The 25,578-nt window shown below is 71.5% G+C and carries 24 protein-coding genes; 6 read left to right on the top strand and 18 right to left on the bottom strand.

The window, feature by feature from the left end; all coding sequences use genetic code 11:
• Positions 1-6: 6 nt before the first annotated feature.
• Positions 7-456 carry a 50S ribosomal protein L9 gene (gene rplI, locus ACIPWA_RS16580; RefSeq protein ID WP_056654042.1) on the top strand — a complete coding sequence of 150 codons (450 nt, stop codon included), beginning with the start codon at positions 7-9 and terminating at the stop codon, positions 454-456.
• 112 nt (positions 457-568) lie between these two features.
• On the opposite strand, the gene ACIPWA_RS16585 is transcribed toward rplI, so the two are convergent.
• Positions 569-1,921, bottom strand: a complete 1,353-nt coding sequence (locus ACIPWA_RS16585; RefSeq protein ID WP_068625528.1) for an MATE family efflux transporter — start codon at positions 1,919-1,921, stop codon at positions 569-571.
• 486 nt (positions 1,922-2,407) lie between these two features.
• On the opposite strand from ACIPWA_RS16585, the gene dnaB reads away from it, so the two are divergent.
• A complete protein-coding gene (gene dnaB / locus ACIPWA_RS16590; protein WP_354510369.1) occupies positions 2,408-3,784 on the top strand; it encodes a replicative DNA helicase in 1,377 nt (458 codons plus the stop codon).
• Positions 3,785-3,883: 99 nt separating this feature from the next.
• Here dnaB and ACIPWA_RS16595 read toward each other — a convergent pair whose 3' ends face one another.
• From ACIPWA_RS16595 to ACIPWA_RS16630, 8 genes are all read right to left on the bottom strand, one after another.
• Entirely contained in the window at positions 3,884-4,306 is a 423-nt protein-coding gene (locus tag ACIPWA_RS16595) for a hypothetical protein (RefSeq protein WP_354510404.1), read from the bottom strand.
• A 696-nt stretch (positions 4,307-5,002) separates the two neighbouring features.
• Complete coding sequence (locus ACIPWA_RS16600) at positions 5,003-5,680, bottom strand: response regulator transcription factor (RefSeq protein ID WP_354510406.1); 678 nt, start codon at positions 5,678-5,680, stop codon at positions 5,003-5,005.
• Entirely contained in the window at positions 5,677-7,116 is a 1,440-nt protein-coding gene (locus ACIPWA_RS16605) for a sensor histidine kinase (RefSeq protein WP_400291686.1), read from the bottom strand. The genes ACIPWA_RS16600 and ACIPWA_RS16605 overlap by 4 nt, the downstream gene beginning before the upstream one ends.
• A gap of 55 nt (positions 7,117-7,171) precedes the next feature.
• On the bottom strand, positions 7,172-7,999 hold the full coding sequence (locus ACIPWA_RS16610) for a hypothetical protein (protein ID WP_400291687.1): 828 nt from the start codon (positions 7,997-7,999) through the stop codon (positions 7,172-7,174).
• Between the two features lie 12 nt (positions 8,000-8,011).
• On the bottom strand, positions 8,012-8,902 hold the full coding sequence (locus ACIPWA_RS16615; RefSeq protein WP_400291688.1) for an ABC transporter permease subunit: 891 nt from the start codon (positions 8,900-8,902) through the stop codon (positions 8,012-8,014).
• Positions 8,899-9,849, bottom strand: a complete 951-nt coding sequence (locus ACIPWA_RS16620) for an ABC transporter ATP-binding protein (RefSeq protein WP_354510414.1) — start codon at positions 9,847-9,849, stop codon at positions 8,899-8,901. Before ACIPWA_RS16620 ends, ACIPWA_RS16615 begins: the two co-directional genes overlap by 4 nt.
• A 367-nt stretch (positions 9,850-10,216) precedes the next feature.
• Positions 10,217-11,686 (bottom strand): DHA2 family efflux MFS transporter permease subunit, encoded by a 1,470-nt coding sequence (locus ACIPWA_RS16625; RefSeq protein WP_400291689.1) that lies wholly within the window; start codon positions 11,684-11,686, stop codon positions 10,217-10,219.
• On the bottom strand, positions 11,593-12,111 hold the full coding sequence (locus ACIPWA_RS16630; RefSeq protein WP_354510418.1) for a PadR family transcriptional regulator: 519 nt from the start codon (positions 12,109-12,111) through the stop codon (positions 11,593-11,595). The genes ACIPWA_RS16625 and ACIPWA_RS16630 overlap by 94 nt, the downstream gene beginning before the upstream one ends.
• Before the next feature lie 337 nt (positions 12,112-12,448).
• On the opposite strand from ACIPWA_RS16630, the gene ACIPWA_RS16635 reads away from it, so the two are divergent.
• Together ACIPWA_RS16635 and ACIPWA_RS16640 are read left to right on the top strand one after the other, a co-directional pair.
• Positions 12,449-13,009 carry a hypothetical protein gene (locus ACIPWA_RS16635; RefSeq protein WP_400291690.1) on the top strand — a complete coding sequence of 187 codons (561 nt, stop codon included), beginning with the start codon at positions 12,449-12,451 and terminating at the stop codon, positions 13,007-13,009.
• The gene (locus tag ACIPWA_RS16640) at positions 13,006-13,356 is read left to right on the top strand and encodes a transcriptional regulator (RefSeq protein ID WP_400291691.1); all 351 of its coding nucleotides are present in this window, start codon (positions 13,006-13,008) and stop codon (positions 13,354-13,356) included. The genes ACIPWA_RS16635 and ACIPWA_RS16640 overlap by 4 nt, the downstream gene beginning before the upstream one ends.
• 172 nt (positions 13,357-13,528) lie before the next feature.
• On the opposite strand, the gene ACIPWA_RS16645 is transcribed toward ACIPWA_RS16640, so the two are convergent.
• The 4 genes from ACIPWA_RS16645 to ACIPWA_RS16660 form a co-directional block, all read right to left on the bottom strand.
• Positions 13,529-13,762 carry a hypothetical protein gene (locus ACIPWA_RS16645; protein ID WP_056654376.1) on the bottom strand — a complete coding sequence of 78 codons (234 nt, stop codon included), beginning with the start codon at positions 13,760-13,762 and terminating at the stop codon, positions 13,529-13,531.
• A gap of 176 nt (positions 13,763-13,938) precedes the next feature.
• Entirely contained in the window at positions 13,939-14,442 is a 504-nt protein-coding gene (locus tag ACIPWA_RS16650; protein WP_400291692.1) for a VanZ family protein, read from the bottom strand.
• Positions 14,443-14,502: 60 nt separating this feature from the next.
• Positions 14,503-15,171: a class I SAM-dependent methyltransferase gene (locus ACIPWA_RS16655; protein WP_400291693.1), complete on the bottom strand. Its 669-nt coding sequence runs from the start codon at positions 15,169-15,171 to the stop codon at positions 14,503-14,505.
• A gap of 116 nt (positions 15,172-15,287) precedes the next feature.
• Entirely contained in the window at positions 15,288-15,977 is a 690-nt protein-coding gene (locus ACIPWA_RS16660) for a phosphonatase-like hydrolase (RefSeq protein WP_056654095.1), read from the bottom strand.
• A gap of 128 nt (positions 15,978-16,105) precedes the next feature.
• Here ACIPWA_RS16660 and ACIPWA_RS16665 point away from each other — a divergent pair, with 128 nt between their 5' ends.
• Entirely contained in the window at positions 16,106-16,813 is a 708-nt protein-coding gene (locus ACIPWA_RS16665) for a GntR family transcriptional regulator (RefSeq protein ID WP_197487092.1), read from the top strand.
• 11 nt (positions 16,814-16,824) lie between these two features.
• Here ACIPWA_RS16665 and ACIPWA_RS16670 read toward each other — a convergent pair whose 3' ends face one another.
• From ACIPWA_RS16670 to ACIPWA_RS16685, 4 genes are all read right to left on the bottom strand, one after another.
• The gene (locus tag ACIPWA_RS16670; RefSeq protein ID WP_056654099.1) at positions 16,825-17,880 is read right to left on the bottom strand and encodes a zinc-binding dehydrogenase; all 1,056 of its coding nucleotides are present in this window, start codon (positions 17,878-17,880) and stop codon (positions 16,825-16,827) included.
• Positions 17,856-19,376 (bottom strand): phosphonate ABC transporter, permease protein PhnE, encoded by a 1,521-nt coding sequence (phnE, locus tag ACIPWA_RS16675; RefSeq protein WP_400291694.1) that lies wholly within the window; start codon positions 19,374-19,376, stop codon positions 17,856-17,858. Before phnE ends, ACIPWA_RS16670 begins: the two co-directional genes overlap by 25 nt.
• Before the next feature lie 128 nt (positions 19,377-19,504).
• Positions 19,505-20,383 (bottom strand): phosphonate ABC transporter ATP-binding protein, encoded by an 879-nt coding sequence (gene phnC / locus ACIPWA_RS16680; protein ID WP_400291695.1) that lies wholly within the window; start codon positions 20,381-20,383, stop codon positions 19,505-19,507.
• Between the two features lie 2 nt (positions 20,384-20,385).
• Entirely contained in the window at positions 20,386-21,354 is a 969-nt protein-coding gene (locus tag ACIPWA_RS16685) for a phosphate/phosphite/phosphonate ABC transporter substrate-binding protein (protein WP_056654102.1), read from the bottom strand.
• 220 nt (positions 21,355-21,574) lie between these two features.
• Here ACIPWA_RS16685 and ACIPWA_RS16690 point away from each other — a divergent pair, with 220 nt between their 5' ends.
• Positions 21,575-22,756 carry an alpha-D-ribose 1-methylphosphonate 5-triphosphate diphosphatase gene (locus tag ACIPWA_RS16690; protein ID WP_400291696.1) on the top strand — a complete coding sequence of 394 codons (1,182 nt, stop codon included), beginning with the start codon at positions 21,575-21,577 and terminating at the stop codon, positions 22,754-22,756.
• Between the two features lie 76 nt (positions 22,757-22,832).
• On the opposite strand, the gene ACIPWA_RS16695 is transcribed toward ACIPWA_RS16690, so the two are convergent.
• Entirely contained in the window at positions 22,833-25,400 is a 2,568-nt protein-coding gene (locus tag ACIPWA_RS16695) for an alkaline phosphatase family protein (protein WP_400291697.1), read from the bottom strand.
• Between the last annotated feature and the right edge of the window lie 178 nt (positions 25,401-25,578).

Genomic DNA, 25,578 nt, shown 5'->3' on the forward strand with positions numbered 1-25,578 from the left:
TAGAACATGGCAAAGCTCATTCTGACCCACGAGGTCACCGGCCTGGGCGAGCCCGGCGACGTGGTCGAGGTCAAGGACGGGTACGCCCGTAACTTCCTCGTGCCCCGTGGTCTGGCGACCGGGTGGTCCAAGGGTGCCGAGTCGCAGATCTCTGCGATCCGCAAGGCACGCAAGGCTCGCGAGATCGCGACGCTCGACGAGGCCAAGGCGACGCGCGACTCGCTGCAGTCGAAGCCTGTCGTCGTGAAGGCCAAGGCGGGCCAGGGCGGCCGTCTGTTCGGCGCTGTCACCACCGGTGACATCGCCGAGGCCGTCAAGGCCGTCGGCGGCCCGTCCGTCGACAAGCGCAAGATCGAGATCGGCCAGCCGATCAAGTCGACCGGTTCGTACACGGTCACCATCCGCCTGCACGCCGAGGTCTCGGCGAACATCGCGGTCAACGTGGTGGCTGCCTGATCGACTGATCGCCCCTGTCCCGTGAGGGATGGATGGATCGGAGATCTCACCCGACGGCCCGGTCCCCTCTGCGGAGGGGGCCGGGCCGTCGGCGTTCCCGAGGCAGGCCTCCTCAGGCCCCCGTGACCATCCACCGGTCGCCGCGCGCCCTGAGGCCCGTGGTGAGTGCGCGCGCCGCCATGAAGACCCCTGCGAAGGCCGCCCACAGCCACGCGAGGCCCGCGGCGCCGTCGGGCGCGAGCTCACGGACCGCCAGCGCGAACGGCACGTACACGACGAACGTGACCATGCCGGCCCACGCGAGGTAGCGGCCGTCCCCGGCCCCGATGAGCACCCCGTCGAGGACGAACACCCACCCCGCCATGGGCAGCAGCAACCCGCACACGGCCATGCCGAGCGCGACGGCGGTGCGGACGTCGGGGTCGGACGTGAAGAACAGCGCGAACCACCAGCCGCCCACGGCCATGACCAGACCGAGCAGCGCCCCTGCCGCGACGCCCCACTGGAGCGTGCGGCGCAGGACCGAGCGCACGTGCGACCGGTCCCCGGCGCCCAGGCCGTGCCCCACCAGGGCCTGCGCCGCGATCGCGAGGGCGTCGAGCGCGAACGCCGCGAGACCCCACACCGACGCGACCACCTGGTAGCCGGCGAGCGTGACCTCGCCCAGGCCCGTCGCGACGAAGACCGTCAGGAGGATCGCGAGGCGCAGCGAGAGCGTGCGGACGAACAGCGGCGCACCCGCGCGCGCGTTGGACCAGATACCTCCTGCGGCGGGGCGGAGCGAGGCGCCCTCGCGTCGGGCACCGCGCACGACGACGACGCCGAGCACCGCGCCCATGGTCAGCTGGGCGACGGCGGTCCCGATCCCCGAGCCGGCGATGCCGAGGCCCACGCCGTACACGAGCACGACGTTGAGGATCGCGTTGAACGTCGCGCCCCCGGCGGCGACGTAGAGGGGCGTGCGGGTGTCCTGGAGTCCGCGCAGCACGCCCGTGGACGCCAGGACGACGAGCATGCCGGGCAGGCCCAGGCCCGACCACCGCAGGTACACCAGGGCGTGGTGCGCGACCTCGCCCGTGCCGCCCATCGCGCCGATCGCCCAGCCGCCGCCGAACCACAGGGCGGCGGCGAGCACGAGGCCCAGCCCGAGCGCGAGCCACATGCCGTCGATGCCGGACTGGAGCGCCTCGCGCCGGTGCCCCGCGCCGATGCGCCGGGCCACGGCCGCGGTGGTCGCGTACGCGAGGAACACGCACAGGCCGACGAGGGTCAGGAGGACCGTGGACGCGAGGGAGAGCCCGGCGAGCTGTGCGGTCCCCAGGTGCCCGACGACGGCGCTGTCCACGAGCACGAAGATCGGCTCCGCGACGAGCGCCCCCAGGGCCGGGACCGCGAGGGCCAGGATCTGCTTGTCGATGAGGCGACGGCTGGGAGGCTGGGGCGGGGACCCGGCGGGTGTCTCCACAGGCCCTGTGGACGAACCAGGTGACTGCGCGGCGGCCGATGCCTCCCGGGTGTCCTGGGGGCGGTGCTCGGATGAACGGGGTGAACGACCGGTGTCCTCGCCCTGACCGGGGGAGGGCTGGCGTGTCGGCGGCGTGTTGCCGGAAATTTCTTCGTCCACATGGCTGAGCCTAGTGAACTGGCTGCTCCCAGGGCTGTACAGGGGAAAACTGGTCACTTGTCCACATGGTTGTCCACAAGCCTGTGAACAGCATGGGGGCCTCTGTCCACAGGCTGTCCACACCTCTGTGAACAGGGCCGTTTGCGGGCTGTGGGAGCGCGATCTAGTGTCGCTGAGTCGCGCATGCTCGGGCCTTCCGAACGGTCGACGGTGCACCACCAGCGATACCCCTCGACGATGCGGGCGCAGGCGTGTCGGTGGGCCGGAGTAGAACAGACGTGCGACGCAGGACGATACCCGGCCGTGCCGGGGGAGTGAGGGGCCCGCATGTCGATCGACGAGCTCGAGTCGAGCTTTGGACCGCCCGCAGGCAGCGGCGGTCCCGGGTTCGACCGCACCCCGCCGCAGGACATCGCCGCCGAGCAGAGCGTGCTCGGAGGCATGCTGCTGTCCAAGGACGCCATCGCGGACGTGATCGAGCAGATCCGCGGCACCGACTTCTACAAGCCTGCGCACGAGTCGATCTACGACGTCGTCATCGACCTCTACGGACGCGGTGAGCCCGCGGACGCCATCACGGTCGTCGCCGAGCTCACGCGCCGCGGCGAGCTGGGCAGGATCGGTGGCGCGCCTTACATCCACGACCTCATGGCCATGGTCCCCACGGCCGCGAACGCGGGCTACTACGCGCGCATCGTGCGCGAGCGCGCCGTGCTGCGACGCCTCGTCGAGGCCGGGACCAGGATCGTCCAGCTGGGCTACGCGACCGACGGCGGCGACGTCGACGACGTGGTCAACAACGCGCAGGCCGAGGTCTACGCGGTCACCGAGCGCCGCACGGCCGAGGACTACATCGTGCTGGGCGAGGTCATCGGCGGGACGGTCGACGAGATCGAGGCCGCAGGGCACCGCGGCGAGGGCATGGTCGGGGTGCCGACGGGCTTCGCCGACCTCGACCGGCTGACCAACGGGCTGCACCCCGGGCAGATGATCGTGATCGCGGCACGTCCGGCGATCGGGAAGAGCACGCTGGGAATCGACATCGTCAGGTCGGCATCGATCAAGCACAACATGACGTCCGTCGTGTTCTCGCTCGAGATGAGCCGCAACGAGATCACGATGCGTCTGTTGGCCGCGGAGGCACGCATCCACCTGCAGAAGATGCGCAACGGCTCCATGGGTGAGGACGACTGGCAGAAGCTCGCCGGCACCATGGGCAAGATCTCCGAGGCGCCGCTGTTCATCGACGACTCGCCCAACATGTCGCTCATGGAGATCCGCGCCAAGTGCCGCCGGCTCAAGCAGAAGCACGACCTCAAGCTCGTCGTGATCGACTACCTCCAGCTCATGACGTCGGGCAAGCGCGTCGAGTCCCGCCAGCAGGAGGTCTCGGAGTTCTCCCGTGCGCTCAAGCTCCTCGCGAAGGAGCTCGAGGTGCCGGTCATCGCGATCTCGCAGCTGAACCGTGGCGCTGAGCAGCGTACGGACAAGAAGCCTGCGATGTCGGATCTGCGCGAATCGGGCTCGATCGAGCAGGACGCCGACATGGTCATCCTGCTGCACCGTGAGGACGCGTACGAGAAGGAGTCCCCGCGAGCCGGCGAGGCAGACCTGATCGTGGCCAAGCACCGTAACGGCCCGACCGACACGATCACCGTGGCGTTCCAGGGGCACTACGCGCGATTCGTGGACATGCAGGTCTAGCCCGCTGCTGTTGTTGTCGACGTGCAGCCTAGACTGCACGATCCTCCACCTCAGCTGCATGGCTCAAGCTCTGCAACGGGTTGGCAAGCAGTGATGAGATCACGCTACTGCGGCGATCAGCATGGCGATCACGGCGACGAGCCCGCCGACTACGGCGAGCGCGATCCCGGTGCCAAGCACGAGGCCGTCGACCTGCCGCCGATAGCCACGCGGGGTAGCGGCGACATCGGCGGGGACCGTGGGATTCACCCACACCCGGAAGGAGAACACGAGGTCCGCTGGCGTCCACACGAGGGACCGAACCTCGGCCCGCAGAGGTGCTCCGTTCGGCGCGGGGTATTCGACGTGCCACTCCATCGTCCACAAGCTCGTCTTTCGCGCGCCGAGCAGGGACGCCCTGACCGGGACGCGCGCCACGGGATCGGCGCGGGCGATCCGCCCGCCGACGACCACCACCATGACCAGTCCTGCCACCAGGGCGAGCATGCCGAGGACCACAGCGAACAAGGACAGCATCACCATGTCCGCCCGATGTGCGACGGACATACACGGCCGAAGGCTCCGATAGTCACCGTCTGATGATGCCCCACGCACGTCACAACCAGCACAGCCGCCCGAGAGCGCACCCCTGGCGCGGGTACCCCGGCGCAGTCAGGCTGTTGGCGTTCGGAGCCGGAGATGCGGGAAGACGGTGTGTGGAGGTCAATCGGCTGCTTGAAGCCGGGATCTCGTGGGTATACCTGACAACGCACGATCGGCTGCGGCTTCATCTGCTCTTCGCTGCCGAGGATGAAGACTTGGTCGCTCACGTCGAGGCAGCTACGGCAGGGGAAATCTCCCTGGTCGAATCGTGGAAGGTCTGGGGACCGTCCCCGGGACTGCATGGCCAGCTACGGCGAGGTCGACGGCACCGAGACTTGGAACCCCGAGAACTCGTTTGTGAGGCTTCCGAGCCGCGCCGCTCGCCAGACGAAGTAGCCAGGCGTGTTTGAACACTCAGCGCCTGCCCTCGACGGTTGTGTCGAGATGCAGCCTGGTTTGTACGTTCTTCCGTCCATCTTGTATAGCCGTCGCCGGGGCCGCCAGGTGTAGTGCTGGCGCACGCGCGGGCTGGGGGCATTGCCAACGTGATGGTGGCGGTAGAGGTCACCAAGAGGCTGAGGAGGTGTGCGCCGACGGCCCAGGGATGTAGTGCGAGCGCAGGACCTGGGGGACGGGCTAGCGCCCCTGTCCGACGAGGCCGCTCTCGTAGGCGACGATCACGGCCTGCACGCGGTCGCGGACGCCGAGCTTGGCGAGCATGTTCCCGACGTGGGTCTTGATCGTGGTCGCCGAGAGGACCAGTCGCTCGGCGATCTCGGCGTTGGACAATCCCTCCGCGACGTACCGCAGGACGTCGAGCTCGCGGGGGGTGAGCGTGCTCAGCGACGGGTTCAGGTCGTCAGCGGGCGAGGGGACGGTCTCGCCCGTGGGCAGGTGGGGGGCGAAGAGGTCGAGCAGGCGCCGCACGATCCGCGGGGCGACGATCGAACTGCCCGCCGCCACGGTGCGGATCGCGCCGACGAGCTCCTCGGGCAGTGCGTTCTTGAGCAGGAAGCCGCTGGCTCCCGAGCGCAGCGCCGCGAACGCATACTCGTCGACGTCGAACGTGGTCAGCACGAGCACCCGTGTCGCGGGGTGTTCCGCGACGATGCGCCGAGTGGCCTCGATGCCGTCCATGCCCGGCATGCGGATGTCCATCACCACGACGTCCGGGGCCAGGGCCGCGGTCTGGGCGATCGCGACCTGGCCGTCGGAGGCTTCGCCGACGACCTCGAGGTCGGGCTCGGACTCGATCACGAGGCGGAATCCGAGGCGCAGGAGCGCCTGGTCGTCCACGAGCAGTACCGTCGTCATCCCTGTGCTCCGTTCGATCCTTCGGTCCTGCCGGACCTCGGGCCCTGGTCCGGCGTTGGGCGTCGGTCCTCGGCCGGCAGGAGGACGTGCACGCGCCATCCTCCACCGGGTCGGGGGCCGGCCTCGACGTGACCGTCGAGGAGCGCGGCGCGTTCGCGCATGCCGAGGATGCCCCGCCCGGATCCGCCACCGGTCCCTGGGCGGGTACCGCCGTCGTCGAGCACCTCGACCTCGAGTCCCGACGGGCCGCGTCGCACGGCGACCTCGGCGCGTGGGGTGCCGGGAGCGTGCCGGAGCACGTTGGTCAGCGCTTCGGTCACGACCCGGGCGACGGCCAGTCGCAGTGTGGTGTCCTGGGGGAGGTCGACGTCGAGGCCGTGTGCACGCACCGGGATGCCGGCGGCCCGGAAGCGTTCGACGATCGTCGCGAGGTCGGCCCCGACCGGCTCCGCGGATCCACCCGTCCCCGCGTCGGCGTTCTCGCCGGGGTCGAGCGCGCCGAGGACGCCCTGCATGTCGGACAGCGCTTCCCGCCCCGTCCGGGAGAGCTCGCGCAGCGCCTCGCGCGAGCGGTCGGGGGCTCGGTCGAGGGCGGCCCCGGCTCCGTCGGACAGGGCGACCATGACCGACACGCTGTGCGCGACGACGTCGTGCATCTCTCGGGCAATCCGTGCCCGTTCGGCGGCACGCGCGAGGGCGGCGCTCTGGTCGCGCTCGCGCGCTATCGCCGCGTAGCGGTCGACGAGGTCGTGTGCGTGCTGGCGCCTGGCGCGCGCCAGTGTGCCGGTTGCGACGCCCAGCAGCAGGAGCCCGAGGAGGAGGAGTACCGAGAACGTCCGGCGCCCGGCGGAGAACGGGGGCGCGGGGAGCTGTCGGGTGGGCTCGTCGAGCGATGGCAGACGATCGCTCCACAGGAGGATCTCGGCGAGGCCGATGTCCTGCCAGTGCCAGAGCGCGACCGTAACGACGAGGAAGACGGTCGTGCACGTGACCCAGGTCGTGCGTGGCGTGCGCGTGGCCGCAACGGTGAAGAGAGCGCACCCGAGGCACGCCCCGAGGACGCCCAGCACTCCCGCGGTGGCGAGCGAGCCGAGGGCAACGACCGTGAGCGCGCCTGTGACGACCAGCGGCGACCCCCGCCGTGCCGTCAGGAGCACGGCCCCCACGACGGATCCTGCCCACCAGACGGCCGAGACCAGGCGGGTCGCGGCTGTTCCTGGCAGGAACAGGCCCAGGCCGATCGACCCCTGGACCGTCATCCGGGCCACCTCGGTCGTCACCAGACCGAGCAGCAGCACGCCGAGGGCGAGGGCAAGGTCCGCAGTCCACGGACGAGCCGCGACGAAGCGCCCGACAGGGCCGGCGTGCAGGGCCTGCGTCTCGGTCAGGACGGTCGGCGCCGGGGTCGGCGGTGCGACCGAGCGCGGGGTGGCCATGGACCCCACTGTCCCACTGATCGCCCTGCGCGAGGTCTCTGCCGCTCGGTGCGGGTCAGGAGACGTCATGGCGACGCAGACGGTAGATGGCTGCGCCGAGCAACGCGACGACCCACCCGAGGAGGACCAGGCCCCCGCCCCATGCCCCGAGGTCCGGACCGAGGCTCGTGGCGTCCAGTGCCGTGACCTGAGCATCGCCCTGGACGAGGCGGGCACCGGCCGCGGGCAGCAGGGCCCGCAGGAGGTCGGTGAACCGGCCCGGGTTGGCGGCGAGGAACTGGTCGAGGACGAGCAGCAGCATGACCACCGTGACGACCGCTGCGGTGGCGTGACGTAGGAGCGCGCCGATCGCGAGCCCGAGCAGCGCGACGCCCGTCTGGTGGAGCACGTAGCCCACCAGCAGACGCGCTGTCTCGGCGTCGGCGACATCCACGACGAGCCCGGCTCCAGCGCGCTGCCCCGACGTGACGAGGAGCGAGGCGCCGACCGCTGCGGCCGCGGTGACGGCCCCCCACCCGGCCGTGAGCACGGCCTGGCTGCCGAGGACCGGCAGACGACGTGGGACGGCTGTGAACGTGGCGCGGAAGGTACCCGTCGCGTACTCGCCCGTACCGACCAGCACGCCCAGGACGAGCGGGCCGAGCTGTGCGAGCGCGTAGCCCGCGACCGCGAGAGACGCCCCGCTCCCGGCGTCCCCCGGTCGGACGAACAGGCCCAGACCGAAGGCGAGGCCGGCCGCCGCGACGACGGTGGCCGCCGCGAGCCAGGCGGTCGATCGCAGGCCCGTGATCTTGGTCCACTCGGCCGCGAGCGCGCGGGTTGCCGTGGGGCCCCGGGTACTCCCGGGTACGGGGGCTGTGGTGCGGTCGAGAAGGTGGCCCATCGGTCGTCCTCCTCAGACCACATCGCGGGCGCGCAGCCGGGCCGCGGCGACCGCGAGGGGGACCAGGATCCAGCCAGCGAGCACGAGCCCCCCGCCCCAGGGCCCGAGGTTCGGGGCCCCCTCGATGCCGCTGCTTCCCGGTCCTCGCACGAGGAGCTCGGCCGCGCCGCTGGGGAGGAACGTCACCACGGTGTTCACGACGGACTGCTGCGACGACACGGTGCCGTCCGTGGGCCCGGACATCGGGTCTGTGGCCAGATCGGAACCCAGCGCGAGCACGATGGGCAGGACGAGGACCACGACGACCGCGAGCGCGACGGCTGGTACCGGGCTGCGCAACAGCGCACCGACCGCCAGACCGAGCAGCGCCATGGCGACGAGGAACGTCGTCATACCGACCAGGAGCTGCGCGGTCCCTTCACCGGTCAGATCCAGCGAGACACCGCGTGAGGACGCTGCCGGTGCCAGTGCCACGACGGCGGCACCCACGACGACGGCCGCGACCAGGAGCGCGAACGCTCCCACCGCGACCACCTGCGCGGCGAGCACGGGCAGCCGCCGGGGTACGGCCGTGAACGTCGCGCGGAACGTGCCCGAGGTGAACTCACCCGTCCCGGCGAGGACGCCCAGGACCAACGGGCCGACCTGGGCGAGCAGGAGCCCTGTCGTGAGCGAGTCGAGCGGGACGAACCCCGGGTCCACCGACGAGGCGTTCGCGGCCAGGAACGTCAGTACCCACGTCACCACGACCGTCGCGACCGCGATCACGGCCGTGGACCGCAGGCTCGTGAGCTTGGTCCACTCCGAGGCGAGGGCGCGGGGGAAGGTCGGGCCGCGACCGACCGCAGGCTCGACAGCCCGCGCGCGGGCGCCTCCCGCGGAGGATGCGGTGAGGGCGCTCATCGGACCGCTCCGGCAGACGTGCCGGTCGTCGTGCCGTCGGTCCTGCCGCCCCGGTACTGGACGGCTTCGGCGGTGAGGTGCAGGTAGGCGTCCTCGAGCGAGCCGCCGTCGGTCGCGAGCTCCAGGACCGTCGCGCCGCAGCGAGCGGCGGCCGCGCCGACGTCGTCGACGGATGCACCCTGGACGTTGAGCACCCCGTTCTCGTGGGGCATCACGTCGGCGCCGAGGCCTGCGAGGGCCTTCGTGAGCAGGTCGGGATCGGTCGTGCGTACGCGGACGGTGCTCGCGCGCTCGGAGCGCTGGACGAGCTCGGACACCGAGGCGTCGGCGAGCAGCCGACCTTTGCCGATGATGACGACTCGGTCGGCGCACAGCGAGAGCTCGTGCATGAGGTGTGACGAGAGGAAGACCGTGCGCCCCTCGGCAGCGAGGCTCCGCACGAGCCCGCGCACCCACAGGACCCCGTCAGGGTCCAGGCCGTTGACTGGCTCGTCGAGGATCAGCGTCGCCGGGTCGCCGAGGAGGGCGCCGGCGATCCCGAGGCGTTGGCCCATGCCCAGCGAGTACGTCCCGGCCCGGCGCCCGGCGACGGACTCGAGCCCGGTGGCCGCGATCACCTCGTCCACGCGTGAACGGGGGATGCCGTGGGTCCGGGCCTGCGCAAGGAGGTGTCGGAACGCCGTGCGTCCTGGGTGGACGGAGCGCGCGTCGAGCATGACGCCGACGGCATGCAAGGGCGCGGGCAGGTCGGCGTACCGGCGACCGCCGACCGCCGCGGTTCCCGAGGTGGGGCGTTCGAGCCCGACGATCATGCGCATGGTCGTCGACTTCCCGGCGCCGTTCGGACCGAGGAACCCGGTCACCGTCCCGGGACGGGCCGTGAACGTCAGCCCGTCCACGGCTGTCGTGGGGCCGTAGCGCTTCGTGAGCGCCTCTACCTGGATCATGCGTCTCCTGTCGTCGTCGGGCCACCTGGTCGGCGCCTGCCCGGTCCGTCGTCGACGCTACGGACGCGGTTCAGGGGGCAGCACCTACCGACGGCCGAGATCGTTGGCGAGCGCTCCTCCTCCCGAAGGAGGAGGCCGACGACCTGGGTCGCCGTGCGACCGGGGCGAGTGAGATGTGGAACTCCAACTCACTCGTCTCCTGGGTGTCGGCACGATCCGGACTGTCAACCAGTCACCTGCCCCCACCGGACGGGCGTGCGCCGGGGTGGAAGGCTGGTTGTGAGGTCGCCGAACAAGACCGCATCCGACCCTGCGACGCGCCGGTCAGGCGACCGTCTCCCACGGTGATGGTCTTGCCTCGACGAGTTCATGCGCGGGTCAACGACCGGGCCAGGACGCCCGCTGCGAGTGCGAGCGCGACGAGCACGGCGCCCACGTGGTGGAACGCGGCGAGTGCCGCACCGCTGTCTGCGCCGGTCGCGACCATCGACCCGAGGATGCCTACCCCGACCGCACCGCCGAGCCGCTGGGTGATGTTGTACAGGGTGTTGCCGTCGGCAAGCTCGTCCTCGCCGAGTGGCGCAAGGAAGGCGGCGAGCAGCGGCGTCGTGACGAATCCCGCGGCGAGGGCACGTCCGCACAGCATGATCGCAGTGACCCACAGCGGTGTGTCGTTCGTGAGCAGCAGCATCACGCCGCTTGACACGGCGAGTGCGGCGAACCCGAGCGTCACCAGGGTTCGCAGCGGGATGTGTGTCGAGATGCGCTGACCTAGTGCAGTTCCCACGCCCATGACGATGCCCTGAGGGATCAGGGCGAGCCCTGTGGCGAGAGCGGTGTGCCCTTGTACCTGCTGGGTGAACACGGGTATCAGGAACACGGTCCCGAAGGCGATGACCGAGGCGAGCACCTGAAGTACCAGCGCGAGGAGCGACTGACTGCTACGGATGACGTCGAGGCGTACCGGAGGGTCCTGTCGCCGGGACGAGGTTCTGACGTACGCGGCGAGCAGCCCGATCCCTGCGACGACCAGCGCGAGTGGTGCGGGGCTGCCCCATCCGCTGGCGGAGCCGCGCGTGGCCCCGAGGAGCGTGGTCACCAGACCGCCCGACAGCAGGACGAAACCGATCGGGTCGAACCGGGAGTCGGCCTGGGCGCGCGTTCCGAGGTGGCGCAGGCGCAGCGCGAGCAGCAGTCCGGCCGCGCCCACCGGTACGTTGACCAGGAAGACCCACCGCCACCCTCCGGCGCCGATCAGAAGGCCTCCGAGTGACGGTCCGAGGGCGGGAGCAAGGAACAGCACCACGGCGGCCGAGACGGGGACCTTGCCACCGCTCAGGCCGTCCTTGCCCATCAGGATGCTCAATGCCAGCGGGACCAGGGGAGCGCCGACGAAGCCCTGCACGACCCGAGCGGTGACGAGCAGCTCGATGCTCGGGGCCAAGGCGCACACGGCAGAGGCAGCGACGAACAGCGCCATGCTGACCAGGTAGACACGCATCGTGCCGAAGCGGCGTGAGGCGTACGCGGTCAGTGCCAGTCCTACGGCGAGGGACAGCAGGTACCCGGAGACGACCCAGTGGACCGTGTCGAGCCCGGCGCGGAGGTCTTGGGCGATGTCCGGGACCGCGACGTTGACGATGCTTGAGTCGAGCATGCTGAGGGAAGGGCCGATGAGCAGTCCATACCGTGCGACTCGGCCGATCCTCGTGGCGCCGGGGCGTGTGTCCGCGCCGTCGACGGTCACGACCGTTCCGCCTCGTTGCGCAGGTCGTCGAGCCAGCGCAGCTCCTGCGTGAGGCGATCGACCAGCTGTTCCTGTGCGCGGCGCCGCCATGGCAGGGCCGGGTCCCGCGGGGCCTCGGCCAGGAGGCCCCGCACCTGAGCGAGCGCGTGCTCGACGATCTGCCGTCGCACCCCCAGGATGCCGAGGCGCGACGGTACCGGGAGCTCGTCGAAGAAGCTGACGCGGAGCAAGAACTCCTCATCGTCGCTCGCCAGCTCGCGCGGCAGTGTCGACACGAGGTCGTGCAGCATGCCGCGGCCGGTTGCGGTGATGGTGTAGACGTTGCGCGCCGGACGCCCTTCCTGCTGCTCGACAGACTTGGTCACCGCTCCGTCGCGCTCCAGCTGCTTGAGGGCCGGGTAGAGCGAGTTGTTGTTGACCGGCGCGATCGACGGGCGCCGTATCCGGCTCTTCAGCTCGTAGCCGTGCGCCGGGCCGCTCCGCAGGACACTCAGGGCGTAGATCTTGATCGTCATCCGTCCAGTTTAACCTAGGTTAGGCTGGACGACGTGGTTTTCTCGGGCAAGGGGTCGCCGCTTTCGATCGGCGTCGATGCGCACGCGTCCGCCGTCCACATCGAGGAGGAAACGACGACGCTCTCACCGGTCACCGACGGCCGGGTTGGCCCAGACCCAGACGTTTCAGACGGACCGCCATGGACTCGATCGTGTCCTTCCCGCCGCCGACCTCGACCCTTTCGCCGGCGAACCAACGCGTCGACGAACTGCCATCAGTTGCGACGTCAGCCGCCGGAGCTCGCAGCCGCGGGCGAGGCATCTTGATCCGATTTACTCTGCCTGACAGAGTGTGGGTATGACAACTGCGTCGGAGTACGTCGAAGCGATCCGGGTCCAGCAGCGGGCGGTGCGGCACGCGACGTCGTTGCCGTTGCTCGTCAACGCGTTGGCCATGGTCTATCTGACGTACCTCGAGGCGGCCACGTTCGGGATGCTCTTCCCGAAGATTCTCGTTCCGGCGGTCACCTACGGGGTGCTGCTGGCGGTCATGCTGGTCCAGCGGCGGTTGATCGGGGTCGGGGTCGGCAACGACAGGTACGGCGTCCTCGCCCTGGCGCTGTTGGCGTTGCTCTTCGTCCCGTTCGGCTTCGTCGCCGTGTTCCTCGTCGGCCCGGTGTTCTTCTTGGGTGTGGGTCTCGGCGTGCTCGGATGGCGCGCGGAGACAGCGTGGCTGTGGGGGCCCGGGCTGGCTCTCATGGCCGTCAGTCCGCTGGTCTCGCTCGGCACGCTCGACAACCACGCGGCCCTCCTGGGAGGCGGTGTCGGTGGGATGGTCGTCTGCACCGTCGGGCTCCTGGTCCTGGGTGTGCTGGCATTCGTCCGAGAACGACGTCTCGCCCAGGTGGCTCCAGCGTGAGCTCCGCGTCCGACCCGCATCCTCTCTCCCAGCTCGACGAGACCGTCCACCAACGAGCCAGGCTGGGGATTCTCGCGATCCTCGTCGAGACTCGCGACGCCGACTTCACGTACCTCAAGCGCGCGCTCCAGCTCACCGACGGCAACCTGGGAAGGCATCTCGAGGTCCTGGTGACCAGTGGCTACGTCGATCTCCGCAAGGGCAGCGACGGGCGCCGATCTCGCACCTGGGCCCGCATCACTCCGCGCGGCAAGCAAGCACTGCTCGTCGAGGTGGAGCTCCTGCGCGGTCTGCTCGCCAGCCTGCCGACCGTGGGGCCTCCAGCGACGGGAGACGAAGCACGGTGACCTGCCGCGCAGGAAGATCCCCATGACGCCCCGTGAGAAGAACGACCGGCGGGGCGCTCGACGTGCCCACCGTTCTCGATCGCACGAGGCGCCGCCGCGGTGAACCCTGCACCCGCGCACCGTGGCGGGAAGCAGAGTGCCTCTCTGCCACTGCGGCCCGCGCCCCGACGACTCAGCTGTTGAGACCCAGCCCCTTGCGCCCCTTGGCGAAGTAGGTGATCGGGCCCACCCAGTTCGCGAGCATCGCCACGCCCCATGCGAGCTTCGAGCCCTCGACCTCGTCGTCGGAGCGCTTGGCCAGGTCGCGGTAGCCCGCGACCGTGAGCGAGATCTGCACGATCGAGGCCACCACCATCAGTGCCTTCTTGCCGCTGCTGAACTCGCTCCACGACTTCTTGCGTGCCATGAGCACCCCTCCTGTGTCGGTACGACGGCTTGTGCCCTCGACGCTACGCGCGCTCGACCCGACACGCACGACGCCGGTTACCCGGCCCAGGCCGACGCCCGATCAGACGCGGGACGCCCCACCGAGCGCCCGCCCCCCAGCGCCCCTCGGACAGAACGCGCCTCACGCCACGCGCCTCACCGACGGCCCGTGGTCCCGATCCGTCGCGGCCACCGTCGTGCCGCCCAGATCGCGGTCCAGGCCAGAACTGCGCCGATCACCGCACCGATCGAGTTCGTGAGCCAGTCGTTGGTGTCGCACGAGCGCCCGAGACCGGGGGCCAGCGCTTGCACCGCCTCGATCACGGCGGAACCGACGACACCCCCGACCAGCGCCACCACGGGGCGGCGGCTCGCGACGGCGGCGAGCAGGACAGGCGGGACGAACAGGATCACGTTGGCCATGAGCTCGACCCGGCCGAACGTCGGCAGGTACCAGGAGACGGCGCACCGTTCGAGGACCTCCCGGCTCGTCGGGACGAGCGTCAGCAGCACGATCGGCAGCAGGGACGCCGCGAACACCGTCCACGCGGTGCGCGGCCGCCAGTACAGCCAGCGCCCCGCGACCGGCCCGCCGAGCACGAGCACGGCGAGGACCACGGGGGAGAACCACGGGTGGGCGACGAGAAGGGTGGAGATCACGGGGGGACGAACGCTCCGGCTCGGTCGGGCAGAAGGACCCACCGTAGCCGGGGCGGACGCTCAGCCCCGACGGAACTCCGCCCGCCACGTCCCGGGCCGGCCAGGAGCAGCACCCGGCGCCGCGAGCTCCTCGATCGACACGGCCTCCAGGCCGTCTCGGCCGAACGCCTCGATCTCGGTGCGCGTCAACGGCCAGGGCGGGCCGTCGTCGTCGGGCCGGCGTGCGGCCCCCTGGACGGCGAGCAGGGTCCCTCCCGGCGCGACGAGCGAGCGGACCCCGGCCGTGAGTGCGTCGCGGACGCTGCGGTTCACGGCCTGGACGGTGTAGATCTCCACGACCAGGTCGAACGCGCCCGCCCACGCGGGCGGCAGGTCGAGCAGGTTCCCGACGGCGTAGGTCACCGACGATCCAGGGTTCCGGTCGCGGGCGGCCTGGACCGCGGTGGGCGAGACGTCGAAGCCCGTCGTCTGGTAGCCGAGCCGGGCCAGGTGCTCGGCGTCGGCCCCGAGCCCGCACCCGACGACGACCGCGGTCCCGCTCGCGGCGCCCGGCGCGGGGGCTCCGGTCCACGAGGCCAGCGCCGGGTGCGGATCGACCCGGTCCCACGGCATGGTGATGTCGCCGTGCGCGGCGGAGGACCAGAGCCGCTCGAACCAGCCCGTGGGGTCGGACGGCTCGGCGTTGCCGAGCCGCGCGGTCTCGGACTGCCAGGAACGAGGTGCGGGCATGCCGTCGACCTTAGCCAGGCACAGGTGCGTCGACAACGGCTCGCGCTCGGCACAGGCGCGGCGAGCCGTCCCGCCGGCGTCGGGAGGGATACCGGCCGGCGGGACGGAGCGTCGTGTCAGACCGTGGCGAGCGCGGCCGGTGTGTCGAGCAGGTCCAGCAGCATCGGGACGTCGGCGATGCTCGGCACGACGTGGGTGTGCGGCGCAGCCTCGAGCACCTCCCGGGGGACGCCACCCGAGAGCACACCGACGACGAAGCGGGCGCCCGCGTTCCTCCCGGCCTGGAGGTCGAGGACCGTGTCACCCGCAGTGAGGACCTGCGCGACGTCCGTCACGCCCGTACGCTCCATCGCGCGGTGGACCATGTAGGGCGCCGGGCGGCCGGCGGGTACGTCGTCGGTGGTGACGACCGCGTCGACGACGCCATCGGTCCACCCCAGTCGTTCGAGCAGCTGTTCGGTGACGTCGGTCGAGAATCCCGTCGTGAGCGCGATCCGTGCCCCGCGGTCGCGGAACGCCGCGAACGCGTCGAGGACGCCCGGCATGGCGACCGGGGGTGTCGCCTCGTAGGCCTCGGCCAGGAGGCGTTCGAAGTCGACGAACGTCTGCTCGACAGCTGACGCGTCGCCGTCGAGCGCCAGCAGGGCGCGGATGGCGGTGCGCTTGTCGGCCCCCATCCAGCGCGCCACGTCGGCGACGTCGGCGGAGCTTCCGTGTCGTCGCACGGCGTCGTGGAGGGCGCGGTAGACGGCGCTGCCCTCCTCGATCGTGGTGCCGGCGATGTCCAGAGCGGCGAGAGCGATCATGGGATGTCCTTCCAGTGGTGGGGTGGTGCAGGGGTGGGGTGTCGCGGTGCGACGCGCGAGATCCGGTCGCGGGAGGTCGGCCGGGTGGTGTTCACCTGGAGGCGGTCCGGCACGGGTACAGTCCGCGCGTGACCAGGTCGTCGGAGATCGTCCGCGTGCTCGCCGAGGAGCTCGCCGTCATGCCTCCCGGGAAGCGGGTCGCGTCGGAGGCCGAGGTGGGGGCGCGGTTCGGCGTCGGTCGCGCTGCGGCGCGCTCGGCTCTCGAGGAGCTCGAGCGCCGCATGCTCGTGAGCCGCATCCAGGGGCTCGGGACGTTCTCCCGGCACCGCGTGGACTACCTCGTGTCGCCCGGCAGCGCACCGTCGTGGAGCAGGACGGTGCGGGAGGCGGGCGGAACTCCACGGACGGTCGTCCTCGCGTGCGACGAGGTCGCGTTGCCCGACGACGTCGCCGGCGCGCTCGAGGTGGCGACCGGCGTGCCGGGGTTCCGCCTGGTCCGGCGGTCGTTCATCGACGACATGCCGGCCGCGTGGGGCGTCGAGTGGATGACCGCGGAGCTCGTCCCCGAGCTGCCCCTCGCGCTGCGGCACGAGGAGTCGCTCGACGCGATCCTGCGCGGGACCGCGAAGGTGCTGCCCGAGCGCGCCTGGACCCGGGCGAGCATGGAGTCCGCGCCGGAGGAGGCGAGCGCGGGGCTGGGCTGTCGGCCGGGGGACCCGGCGTGGCTCATCGTGAGCCTGGCCCGTGACGGCCGCGACGGTCGTCCGCTGCTGTCCACGGAGCGGTGGGTGAGGGCCGACGCGGTGCGCGTCGTCGTCGAGCTGGGTGAGGCCTGAGCGGGGCGCGCTCACGGAACGACCGCAGCGCGGGGTCGCGTCTCGGTGGGGCCCGTGAGGAGCCGACCGATGTCGTCGAGGCCGACCGGGGGCGTGACCAGCTCGTCCCACGGCACGTGGTCACGGGTCCGCTCGAGCAGGTCGAGCGCGGCACGCAGGTGGTGCGGCTCGTAGTTGTGCACCCCGGTGATCGTCAGCCAGCCGCGCACGACGCGCTCGGCGTCGACCGGGACGTCCGGCCCGGGGGCCACCGAGCCCGCCAGGACGAGCCGGCCCCCGAGGTCGAGGAGCTCGAGGCAACGAGCGACAGCAGGACTCGCGCCCGACAGCTCGATCGCGACGTCGACCAGGCCGACGGGCTCGTCCGTGTCCCGCGCGGACGTCGCGCCGAACCGCAGCGCGAGTGCGCGCCTCTCGGCGTCGGGGTCCGTGACGACCACCTGGTCGGCACCGGCGTCCCGGGCGGCGGCGACGGCCGTGATGCCGAGCATCCCGGCCCCGCTGACGAGCACTCGGCGTCCCTCGAGCGGGCCGGCCGCCTCGATCGTCGCCATGACGGTCGCCGTCGCGCACCCCGCAGGGGCCGCCAGGAGATCGGGGAGCCCGGCGGGCACCCGGGCGACGGTCGCGCCCGAGGGCAGCACGAGGTGGCGGGCGTACGTCCCGCTCAACGGCCACGCCGAGCCGAAGGCCTCGTGGCCGACCTTGCGCACCGACCGGCACTTGGCGCTGCGGCCGGCCAGGCAACGGTCGCAGGACCCGCACGCCACGGTGACACCGAAGACGACGCGATCACCGATCTCCAACGGCCGGCCGTCGTCGCCAGGGGCGCCGTGCGGGCCGAGACCGACGACCTCCCCGACAGCCTCGTGCCCCAGGACCGAGGGGCAGGGGGAGGAGCGGCGACCGGACACGGTGTGCCGGTCGCTGCCGCAGACCGTGGCGAGACGGACGCGGACGAGGACCTCCCCCTGAACGAGCGTGGGCAGCGGGACCTCCACGAGGCGGAGGGCGCCGTCGCCCTCCCAGAGGGCGACGGTGGTCAGGTCAGCTGGGCGCGGATCCATCCGGAGAGCCTTTCGATGGCGAGGACGACGAGGAACACGAGGAGGACGATCCCGCCGGCCACCTCGAAGTGGAGGGTGCGGACCGCCTCGAAGAGCAGGAATCCGACGCCACCGGCGCCGACGATCCCGAGGACGGTCGAGGTACGGATGTTGACGTCCAGCAGATAGAGGCCGGAACCGACGATCGACGGCATGCCCTGCGGCAGCACCGCGGAGAACAGCACCTTCCACCAGCCACCGCCCACCGAGCGCACGGCCTCGAGGGGGCCGGTCGGGATCTCTTCGACCGCGTCCGCGACCAGCTTGCCGAGGAAACCGATCGAGCCGATGCCGAGGGCGATCGCTCCGGCGACCGGGCCGAGGCCCACGGCGGCGACGAAGATCACCGCGAGGATGAGCTCGGGGACCGCACGGACGAGGAGGATCGTCGTGCGGGCGGCGCCGTAGACGACCGGGTGCGGCGCGACGTTGCGAGCGGCCAGCAGACCGAGCGGCAGCGACAGCACCACGCCCAGCCCGGTCGCGACGAGCCCGATGGCCAGCGTCTGCAGCATGGCCTCCCAGAGTGCCGGCCCGAGCGATGTGAGGTCGGGCGGGAACGTGCGGCCCGCGACCTCGAGGAGGCTCGGGATCGAGGTCACGACGGCGAGCGGGTCGATGTCGAGGCGGACGAACGAGACCACGACGAGGACGGCCGCGCCGGCCCCGCACGCCCAGCGGACCGTACGGTCACGCTGGAACCGTGGGCGGCTCGGCGCGAGCAGCGAGCGCCGGATCCTGACCGACAGGAGCTCCATGGCGGCAACGAGCACGAGGACGACCGCGACGATGCCGAGCGCCTTCGGGTAGACCAGACCGCGCAGCGCGTCCTGGAGCGCGAAACCGATACCGCCGGCGCCGACGAAGCCGAGCACGACGGACGTGCGCAGGTTGATGTCGACGCGGTAGACGAACGCGGAGATCCAGGCGGGCACGACCTGCGGGAGGACGCCGTTCACGAGCTCGCGCACGCGTCCGACGCCGACGCTGCGCACCGCTTCCCGCGGTCCTGGGTCGATGCCCTCGATCGCGTCGGCGAAGAGCTTGCCGAGCATGCCCACCGAGTGCAGGGCGAGAGCGAGCACTCCCGGCAGGACGCCGAGCCCGAGCGCGCGGACGAACAGCGCCGCGAAGACCAGGTCCGGCACCGCTCGGCAGAACGTCACGACGGCACGTGCGACGGCGGCCACCGCAGGGTGCGGGGTCGTGTTGCGGGCGGCGAGGAACGCGAGCGGAACGGAGAGGACCGTTGCCAGCACGGTGCCGAGGAACGCCATGAGGACGGTGTCGAGGGCGAGCGTCGTGATGCGGGCCGGGTCGTCGAGCCGCGGCGGCAGCATGCGCTCGAGCAGGTTGGCGACGTCCTCGCCTCCTGCGACGAGGGCAGGCAGGTCGAGGCCGATGGACGAGGCGGCGACGAGCGTGAGGACGACCGCGCCACCGCCGAACCAGCGCAAGAGACGTTGCTGGCGCGTGGCCGGGGGCCGGCGCGCGACCACGTGTGGGACGCCGAGGTCGCCACGGGGCCCGGTCTCCGGTGCTGTGCCGTGGGACGTGTCCCGCGCCGGTGCCGGGGCGGGGGCCGTCACGCCGGGACCTCGGTGCGGCGCTCGGCGAGCCGGGCGCCGTCGTCGGGCGTGCCGGTGGGGCCCTCCACGTGCGTCCTGTCCTCGGACAGGGGCTCGACGCGGCGGTAGATCGCCATGGCGTCCTCCCGAGTGAGTCCCGCAGCGGGGCGGTCGAGGACCTTCTCGCCGTGCCGGAGCCCGACGAGGCGGTCCGCCCAGCCGAGCGCGAGGTCCACCTGGTGGAGCGTGCACACCACGGTCAGGCCCTCCTCGGCGCAGACGCGCACGAACAGGTCCATCACGGCCGCCGCGTTCTCGGGGTCGAGCGACGCGACGGGCTCGTCCGCGAGGACGAGCTGGGGCCGCTGCATGAGCGTGCGCGCGATCGCGACGCGTTGCTGCTGACCGCCCGAGAGCGTGTCGGCCCGCTGGTAGGCCTGGTCGGCGAGCCCCACCCGCTCGATGTGTGCCAGCGCCTCCTCCCGCATCGACCGCGAGTAGGTGGAGATGCCGTAGCGGGGCCCGCGCACGCGGCCGAGGCCACCGATCAGGACGTTCTCGAGGCACGTCAGGCGTCCGACGAGGTTGAAGTGCTGGAAGACGAAGCCGACCTCGGTGCGCAGCTGGCGCAGCTCGCGCGACGAGGCGCGGTCGACCCGCGTGCCGGCGACGGTCACCTCGCCCGCGCTCGGCCGGTGCAGGCCGTTGAGGCAGCGAAGGAGCGTCGACTTGCCCGAGCCCGACAACCCCAGCAGGACGAGCAGCTCGCCACGTGCGACGTCGAGGTCGACCCCCGCCAGGGCCGTGGTCTCGTCGAACTGCTTGACGAGCCCACGGACCTGCACGAGGCTCTCGCTCCGGGTCGACGGGACGGCGAGGGAGGGACCGGAACGCACGGTCACCCCTCGCACTTGTCGGACTTGGTCAAGGTGCACACCTCGCGGGTGCCGTCGTAGTCGGAGTCCTGCGCGGGCGCGAAGCCCCAGGCGTCCTCGTCCGTGAGGAGGCACTCCCCGTCGCAGTAGCCCTTCGACAGCAGGTACTCCGAGTTGGCCTTCTCGGTGATGAGCGTGGTCAGGGTCTCGATCGCCTCGGCACCGAGCGCGTCGTTGCCGACGAACAGCGAGCCCGAGATCTTGGGAGACTTCCAGACCTCCTTGAGGTCGCCCTCGGCGAGGTCGCCGGCCTCCGGCAGGGTGTCCTCGACCATCGACTGCATCGCGAACCCTGCCTCGCAGTCACCGGCCGCGACGGCGAGCGCGGACGCGTCGTGGCCGCCGGCGAACACCGGCTGGACGCCCTGCGCGAGGTCCTTCTCGGTCCCGGACTCGATGATGCCTGCATCGATGAGGCCCGAGCTCGGGTAGAGGAAGCCGGACGTCGAGCCGGGGTCGACGAAGCAGACGCTGCGGCCCGCGAAGTCCTCGAGGCCGTCGATCTCGGCGTTGTCGCCCTGCGTGATCCCGAGGGAGTAGTAGCCGGGGTCGACGCCCTTCTCCGCGACCACGGCGCCCAGCGGGGTGATCGCCGCGTCGTTGTGCGTCGCGATGACGTAGGCGAACGAGCCGAGGAAGGCGAGGTCGACCTTGTCGGCGATGAGGCCCTCGATGACGCCCGCGTAGTCGGACGCCTGGCTCACCTCGACCTTCGCGCCGGTCTCCGCCTCGAGCATCTTGATGATCGGGTCGTACCCCGCGGCGAGGTCGGTCGAGTTCTCCGCGGGGATCGCGCCCAGGCGCAGGACCTCCGGGAAACCGGTCGTGGCCGTCGAGGCGTCCGAGGCCGCGCTCGAGCCACCGCACGCGGAGAGCGTGAGGGCCGTGACGGCGGCGAGTGCGGCTGCGGTGAGGGTGGTCGTGGTCTTCATGTCGTCTCCGGTCGTGACGTCCAGGTGGTGCCCGGGACGAGCACCGTCGAGGAGTCTGCGAGGACCCCGAGAACAGTCGTGCCTGCGACGGTGAACGAGGTGTGAACTGTCGTTCATCGTTTCGCCAGGTTGTTCGGACAAGATGTCGGGCATGCCTGTGACGCCAGCGCCCACCTGCCGGTCCGGTCGTCCCGACGAGAGCTGTCCGCCTCCTCGTGAGGTGGGACGTGCTCCCCGCGACTACACGCTCGACGGCGTGGACGCGGTGCTCCCGGGCCGGGTCGTCGAGGACGCACGGGTCGTCGTGCACGGAGGGCAGGTCGTCGAGGTCGGGCCCGCTCCGCGAGGGAGCCGGGCCGACCTTCACGGCGGGGGTGCGCTGTGCCTCCCCGGGCTCGTGGACGTGCACACCGACGTCCTCGGCCACGAGGCCAGTCCGCGACCCGGCGCGCGTCTCCCGCTCGACCTGGCGACCCGCGCGGCGACCGACCGGCTCGTGGCGGCAGGGGTGCTCACGGCGTACCACGGTGTGGCCTACGGGGATCGCACGCCCGTCGGCCTGCCGCCGGCAGGGCCCGGGGCCGAGGCGTTGCTGACGGCGCTCGCGGGCGACGAGGTGCGCGAGGACGGTGCGCGGGTCCTGCACCGGGTCGACATCCGCTGCCCGTCCGCGGTCGAGTCGCTGCGCGGTGTGCTCGAGAGCGCGGAGGCGAGGGATCTCCGTGCCGCGGGCGGTGGGCCGGTCCTGGTCTCGCACGAGGACCACACCCCGGGGATCGGTCAGTACGCACGTCTCGGGACGATGGAACGATGGTTGGTCGAGCGCGCCGGGATGTCGTCGGCGGGCGCGCTCGAGCACGTCGCACGCTGGCGGGCCGACCGAGAGGAGCGTGCTGAGGTCGCCGCCGTGACGCTCGCGTACCTGGGCGATCTCGCGCGCAGCGGTCGGGTCCGCCTCGCGGGCCACGACCCGGAGACGGTCGAGGACGTCGACGCTCTGGTTGCCCGCGGAGGAGCCGTGGCGGAGTTCCCGACGACGGTCGCTGCCGCGCGCGCTGCACGTTCCGCCGGGCTGTCGGTCGTGATGGGAGCGCCGAACGTCGTGCGCGGGGCGTCGCACACCGGCAACGTGTCCGCACGCGAGCTCGTCGAGGAGGGGGTGGTCGACGCGCTCGCGTCGGACTACGTGCCGGCCTCGATGCTTGCGGCCGTGGACGTGCTCGTGCGCGAGGGCCTGGCGACGTTGCCGCGGGCGGTCGAGCTCGTGACGTCCGGCCCCGCGCGTGCGGCGGGGCTCGTCGACCGGGGTGCGCTCGTTCCCGGGACCAGGGCCGACCTGGTCCTCGCGCGCCGACGTGGTGCGTGGCTCTCCGTGGTGGCGACCCTGCGATCGGTCGCCTGACGAGGGCGCTGGGCAGCGCGGACAGCCGCGTGCCCAGCGCCCTCGTCGCTCCGGTACGGTCCGGACGGTCGAAGGGTCAGCAGGCCGCCGCGGGGAACGACTGCTCGTACGGCGTGCTCACCGGCGACCCGTCGATGCTCGCGGTTCCCGTGACGGTGACCGTGCCGGCCTCGACCGACGACGCCCGGGTCGCGAACGACTGGTGGGCGCTCTTCCCGGGGAGCACACCCACGAAGGTCCGGCTGCCGAAGGGCGTGGTCACCTTCACGTCAGCAGGGACGTCTCCCACGTTGACCGCACGCACGGCGAGGGTGACCCTGCCGGCGACGCAGCGCGGCGTGACCTCGACGTCCAGCTCGACGGCGGGATCCTCGGTCGACCCCTCCGCGGCGATCTGGGGCGCGTCGACCGCCCAGTACCCGTTGTTCCCCGCGTCGGACAGGCGCCATCCGATCCGCACCCCGGTCGCATCGTCGGGTGCCGTCGTGTACAACGACACCGGCCGGGAGATCTCGAACAGCGGCCCCTGGGAGGCGTCTCGCTCCCACAGGACCTGGGTCGTGCCGTCGTCGAACTCGGCGACGACCTCGGCGTGCTGCGAGGCGGACGCGTTGATCTGGCGGTAGTGGTGGACGAACGACAGGTTCACCGCGCCACCGCCCCCGACCGTCTGCCACGGTGACCACAGCGTCGAGTCGAAGCGGGCGCCCGACACCGTCGGCTCGCCGAGGTCGTCCCACTCGTCGGGGTCGGCGACGGCGATGACGTCGCGGCCGCGGACGAACGATCCCCGTCCTTGTCCTTCCTGGCTCGTGGTCCAGAACTCGCCCGACATGAAGGACCACCCGCGGTACTCCGTGACCCCGACGTCGGGAGTCCTCTCGTCGATCGACCATCCCGCGGGCGTCTGCTTGGTCCACCCCTGGGTGTCCTCGGGCTTGGCAGGCTCGTCGACCACGCCCTGGAACGCCGTCGCGACGGTGTCGAAGGGGTCGCGCGAGGGCGTGCCGATCGGGACGCCCTCGAGGCCCCACGAGGGGTCGATCTCGACCCCGAGGTGCTTGAGCATCGTCGGGACGAGGTCGACCTGGCGCCACTCCCGGATCGCCGTTCCCGTCGCCGGTACGTCGCCGCCTGACGCGAGGACCCAGACCTTGCGGGTCAGGTGCTGGTCCCCACCGTGCCCGTACCCCGTGAATCCGTGGTCGGTCGACGACACGATCAGCCAGTCCTCCTGCTGGGCTGTCGCACGGGCCTCGATGGCGTCCACGAGCTCACCGACCTGGCGGTCGAGCGTCTCGATCGTCGTCTTGTACTGCGGCGACTCTGCGGTGTACGCGTGCCCCGTGGCGTCGCCGTTGTGCAGGTAGACGACCATGGCGTCCGGGTTGCGGGTCGAGAGCACCTCGACGGCGTCCTCGACGCTCTGGGCGTCGGTCGCGGCGACCGACGCGCCCTTCTGCTGCATCTTCACGTCGGGCCGCAGGATCAGGTGCTGGTTGAGGGGAGCCCAGTCGGCGGTGGAGAACGTCGAGAAGCGCGGGTTCACCTGCTCGAGCCGCGTCAGGACGTCGGGGTACGCCTCGATGTTGGGGTTCGTGAAGCTGTTGTCGGGAGAACGGTGCTTGTCGACCCAGACACCGGACAGCAGGTTGGCGTGCCCGTGACCCGAGACGGTCGGGCCGAGGGCGTTGTCCTGCAGGTACGAGGCGCTGAGCTGGCCCGCCGCGGCGAGCGCGTCGATGTTCGGGGTGTCGTACTCGCGCAGCTTGTCGAGCCGGACGCCGTCGAAGTCGACGAACAGTACCTTGCGGTCGCTGATGCCGTCCGGGACGTCGGCGGGACCTGGTGGGGGAGGTGGAAGCGGGGACTCCGCTCCAGGCACGGCCGCGTCGGTCACGGAGAAGTCGTCGATGGCCCAGTACCAGTCGTTCGTCGCCCGCTCGACGACCCACGACACCCGCATGGAGGTCACGCCGGCGGGGACCACCACGGGCTGGGTGAGGGTCCGGTCCTGCAGGTAGACCTGGTCGCCGAGGACCTCGGTCGAGTACTCGAAGAGCCGTCGAGGAGCCCCGCCGTCGAACGAGACCTCGAGGCCTGCGACCTGGGGGCCCGTCTGCCGGTAGCTCGAGTCGAAGTTCACGTGCACGGTCGAGCCCCCGGCCACAGTGATCCCGGGGGACGTGAGCGTGCTCGAGAAGAGCTGCTCGCCGGGGGTGTTGCCGTCGTCCCACTCGTCGTTCTCCGCCACGGCGAGCACCCCCGACGCCTTGGTGAACTGCTCGCGCCCCTGCCCGGTCTGGGCCGCCGACCAGAACGCCGGGGTCGCGAAGGTCCATCCCCGCCACTCGTCCTTGCCCTTGCCGGTCATCGACGGATCGTTCGTGACCGTCCAGCCGGTCGGCGCTTCGGGCGTCCAGCCGAGGGTGCTCATGGGGATGTGGGTCTCGTGGACCCGGGGCCGCAGGCTCGTGGTGAGCCCGTCGAAGCTCTCGCTCGCGAGGACGTGGCCCTCGGAGGTCGTCGGGGTCGTGCTGTGCGCGTGGTCGTCGGCGGTCGCAGCCGCCGGGAGCCCGGCCAGCAGCAACGTTGCCGAGAGGCAGGTCGCGGTGGCGAGGGTCGCTCCGTTGCGTGGTCGCATCGTGGTCCTTTCGTCGGGTGGGGACCCTCAGACGGTCTTTCCACGCGACGACCTGGCGGCTGCGGGCCGACGAACGACCGATGAACACCTCCTGTCGCTCTCGGCGGGTTGTGCGGACAAGCGTCCTCCCGCCTGCGAGCAGGTCGGCGCTCAAGTTCCGTCGTCGCAGGTGGGGCGC

The organism is Oerskovia enterophila, from assembly GCF_044748475.1.
Taxonomy (GTDB): Bacteria; Actinomycetota; Actinomycetes; order Actinomycetales; family Cellulomonadaceae; genus Oerskovia; species Oerskovia enterophila.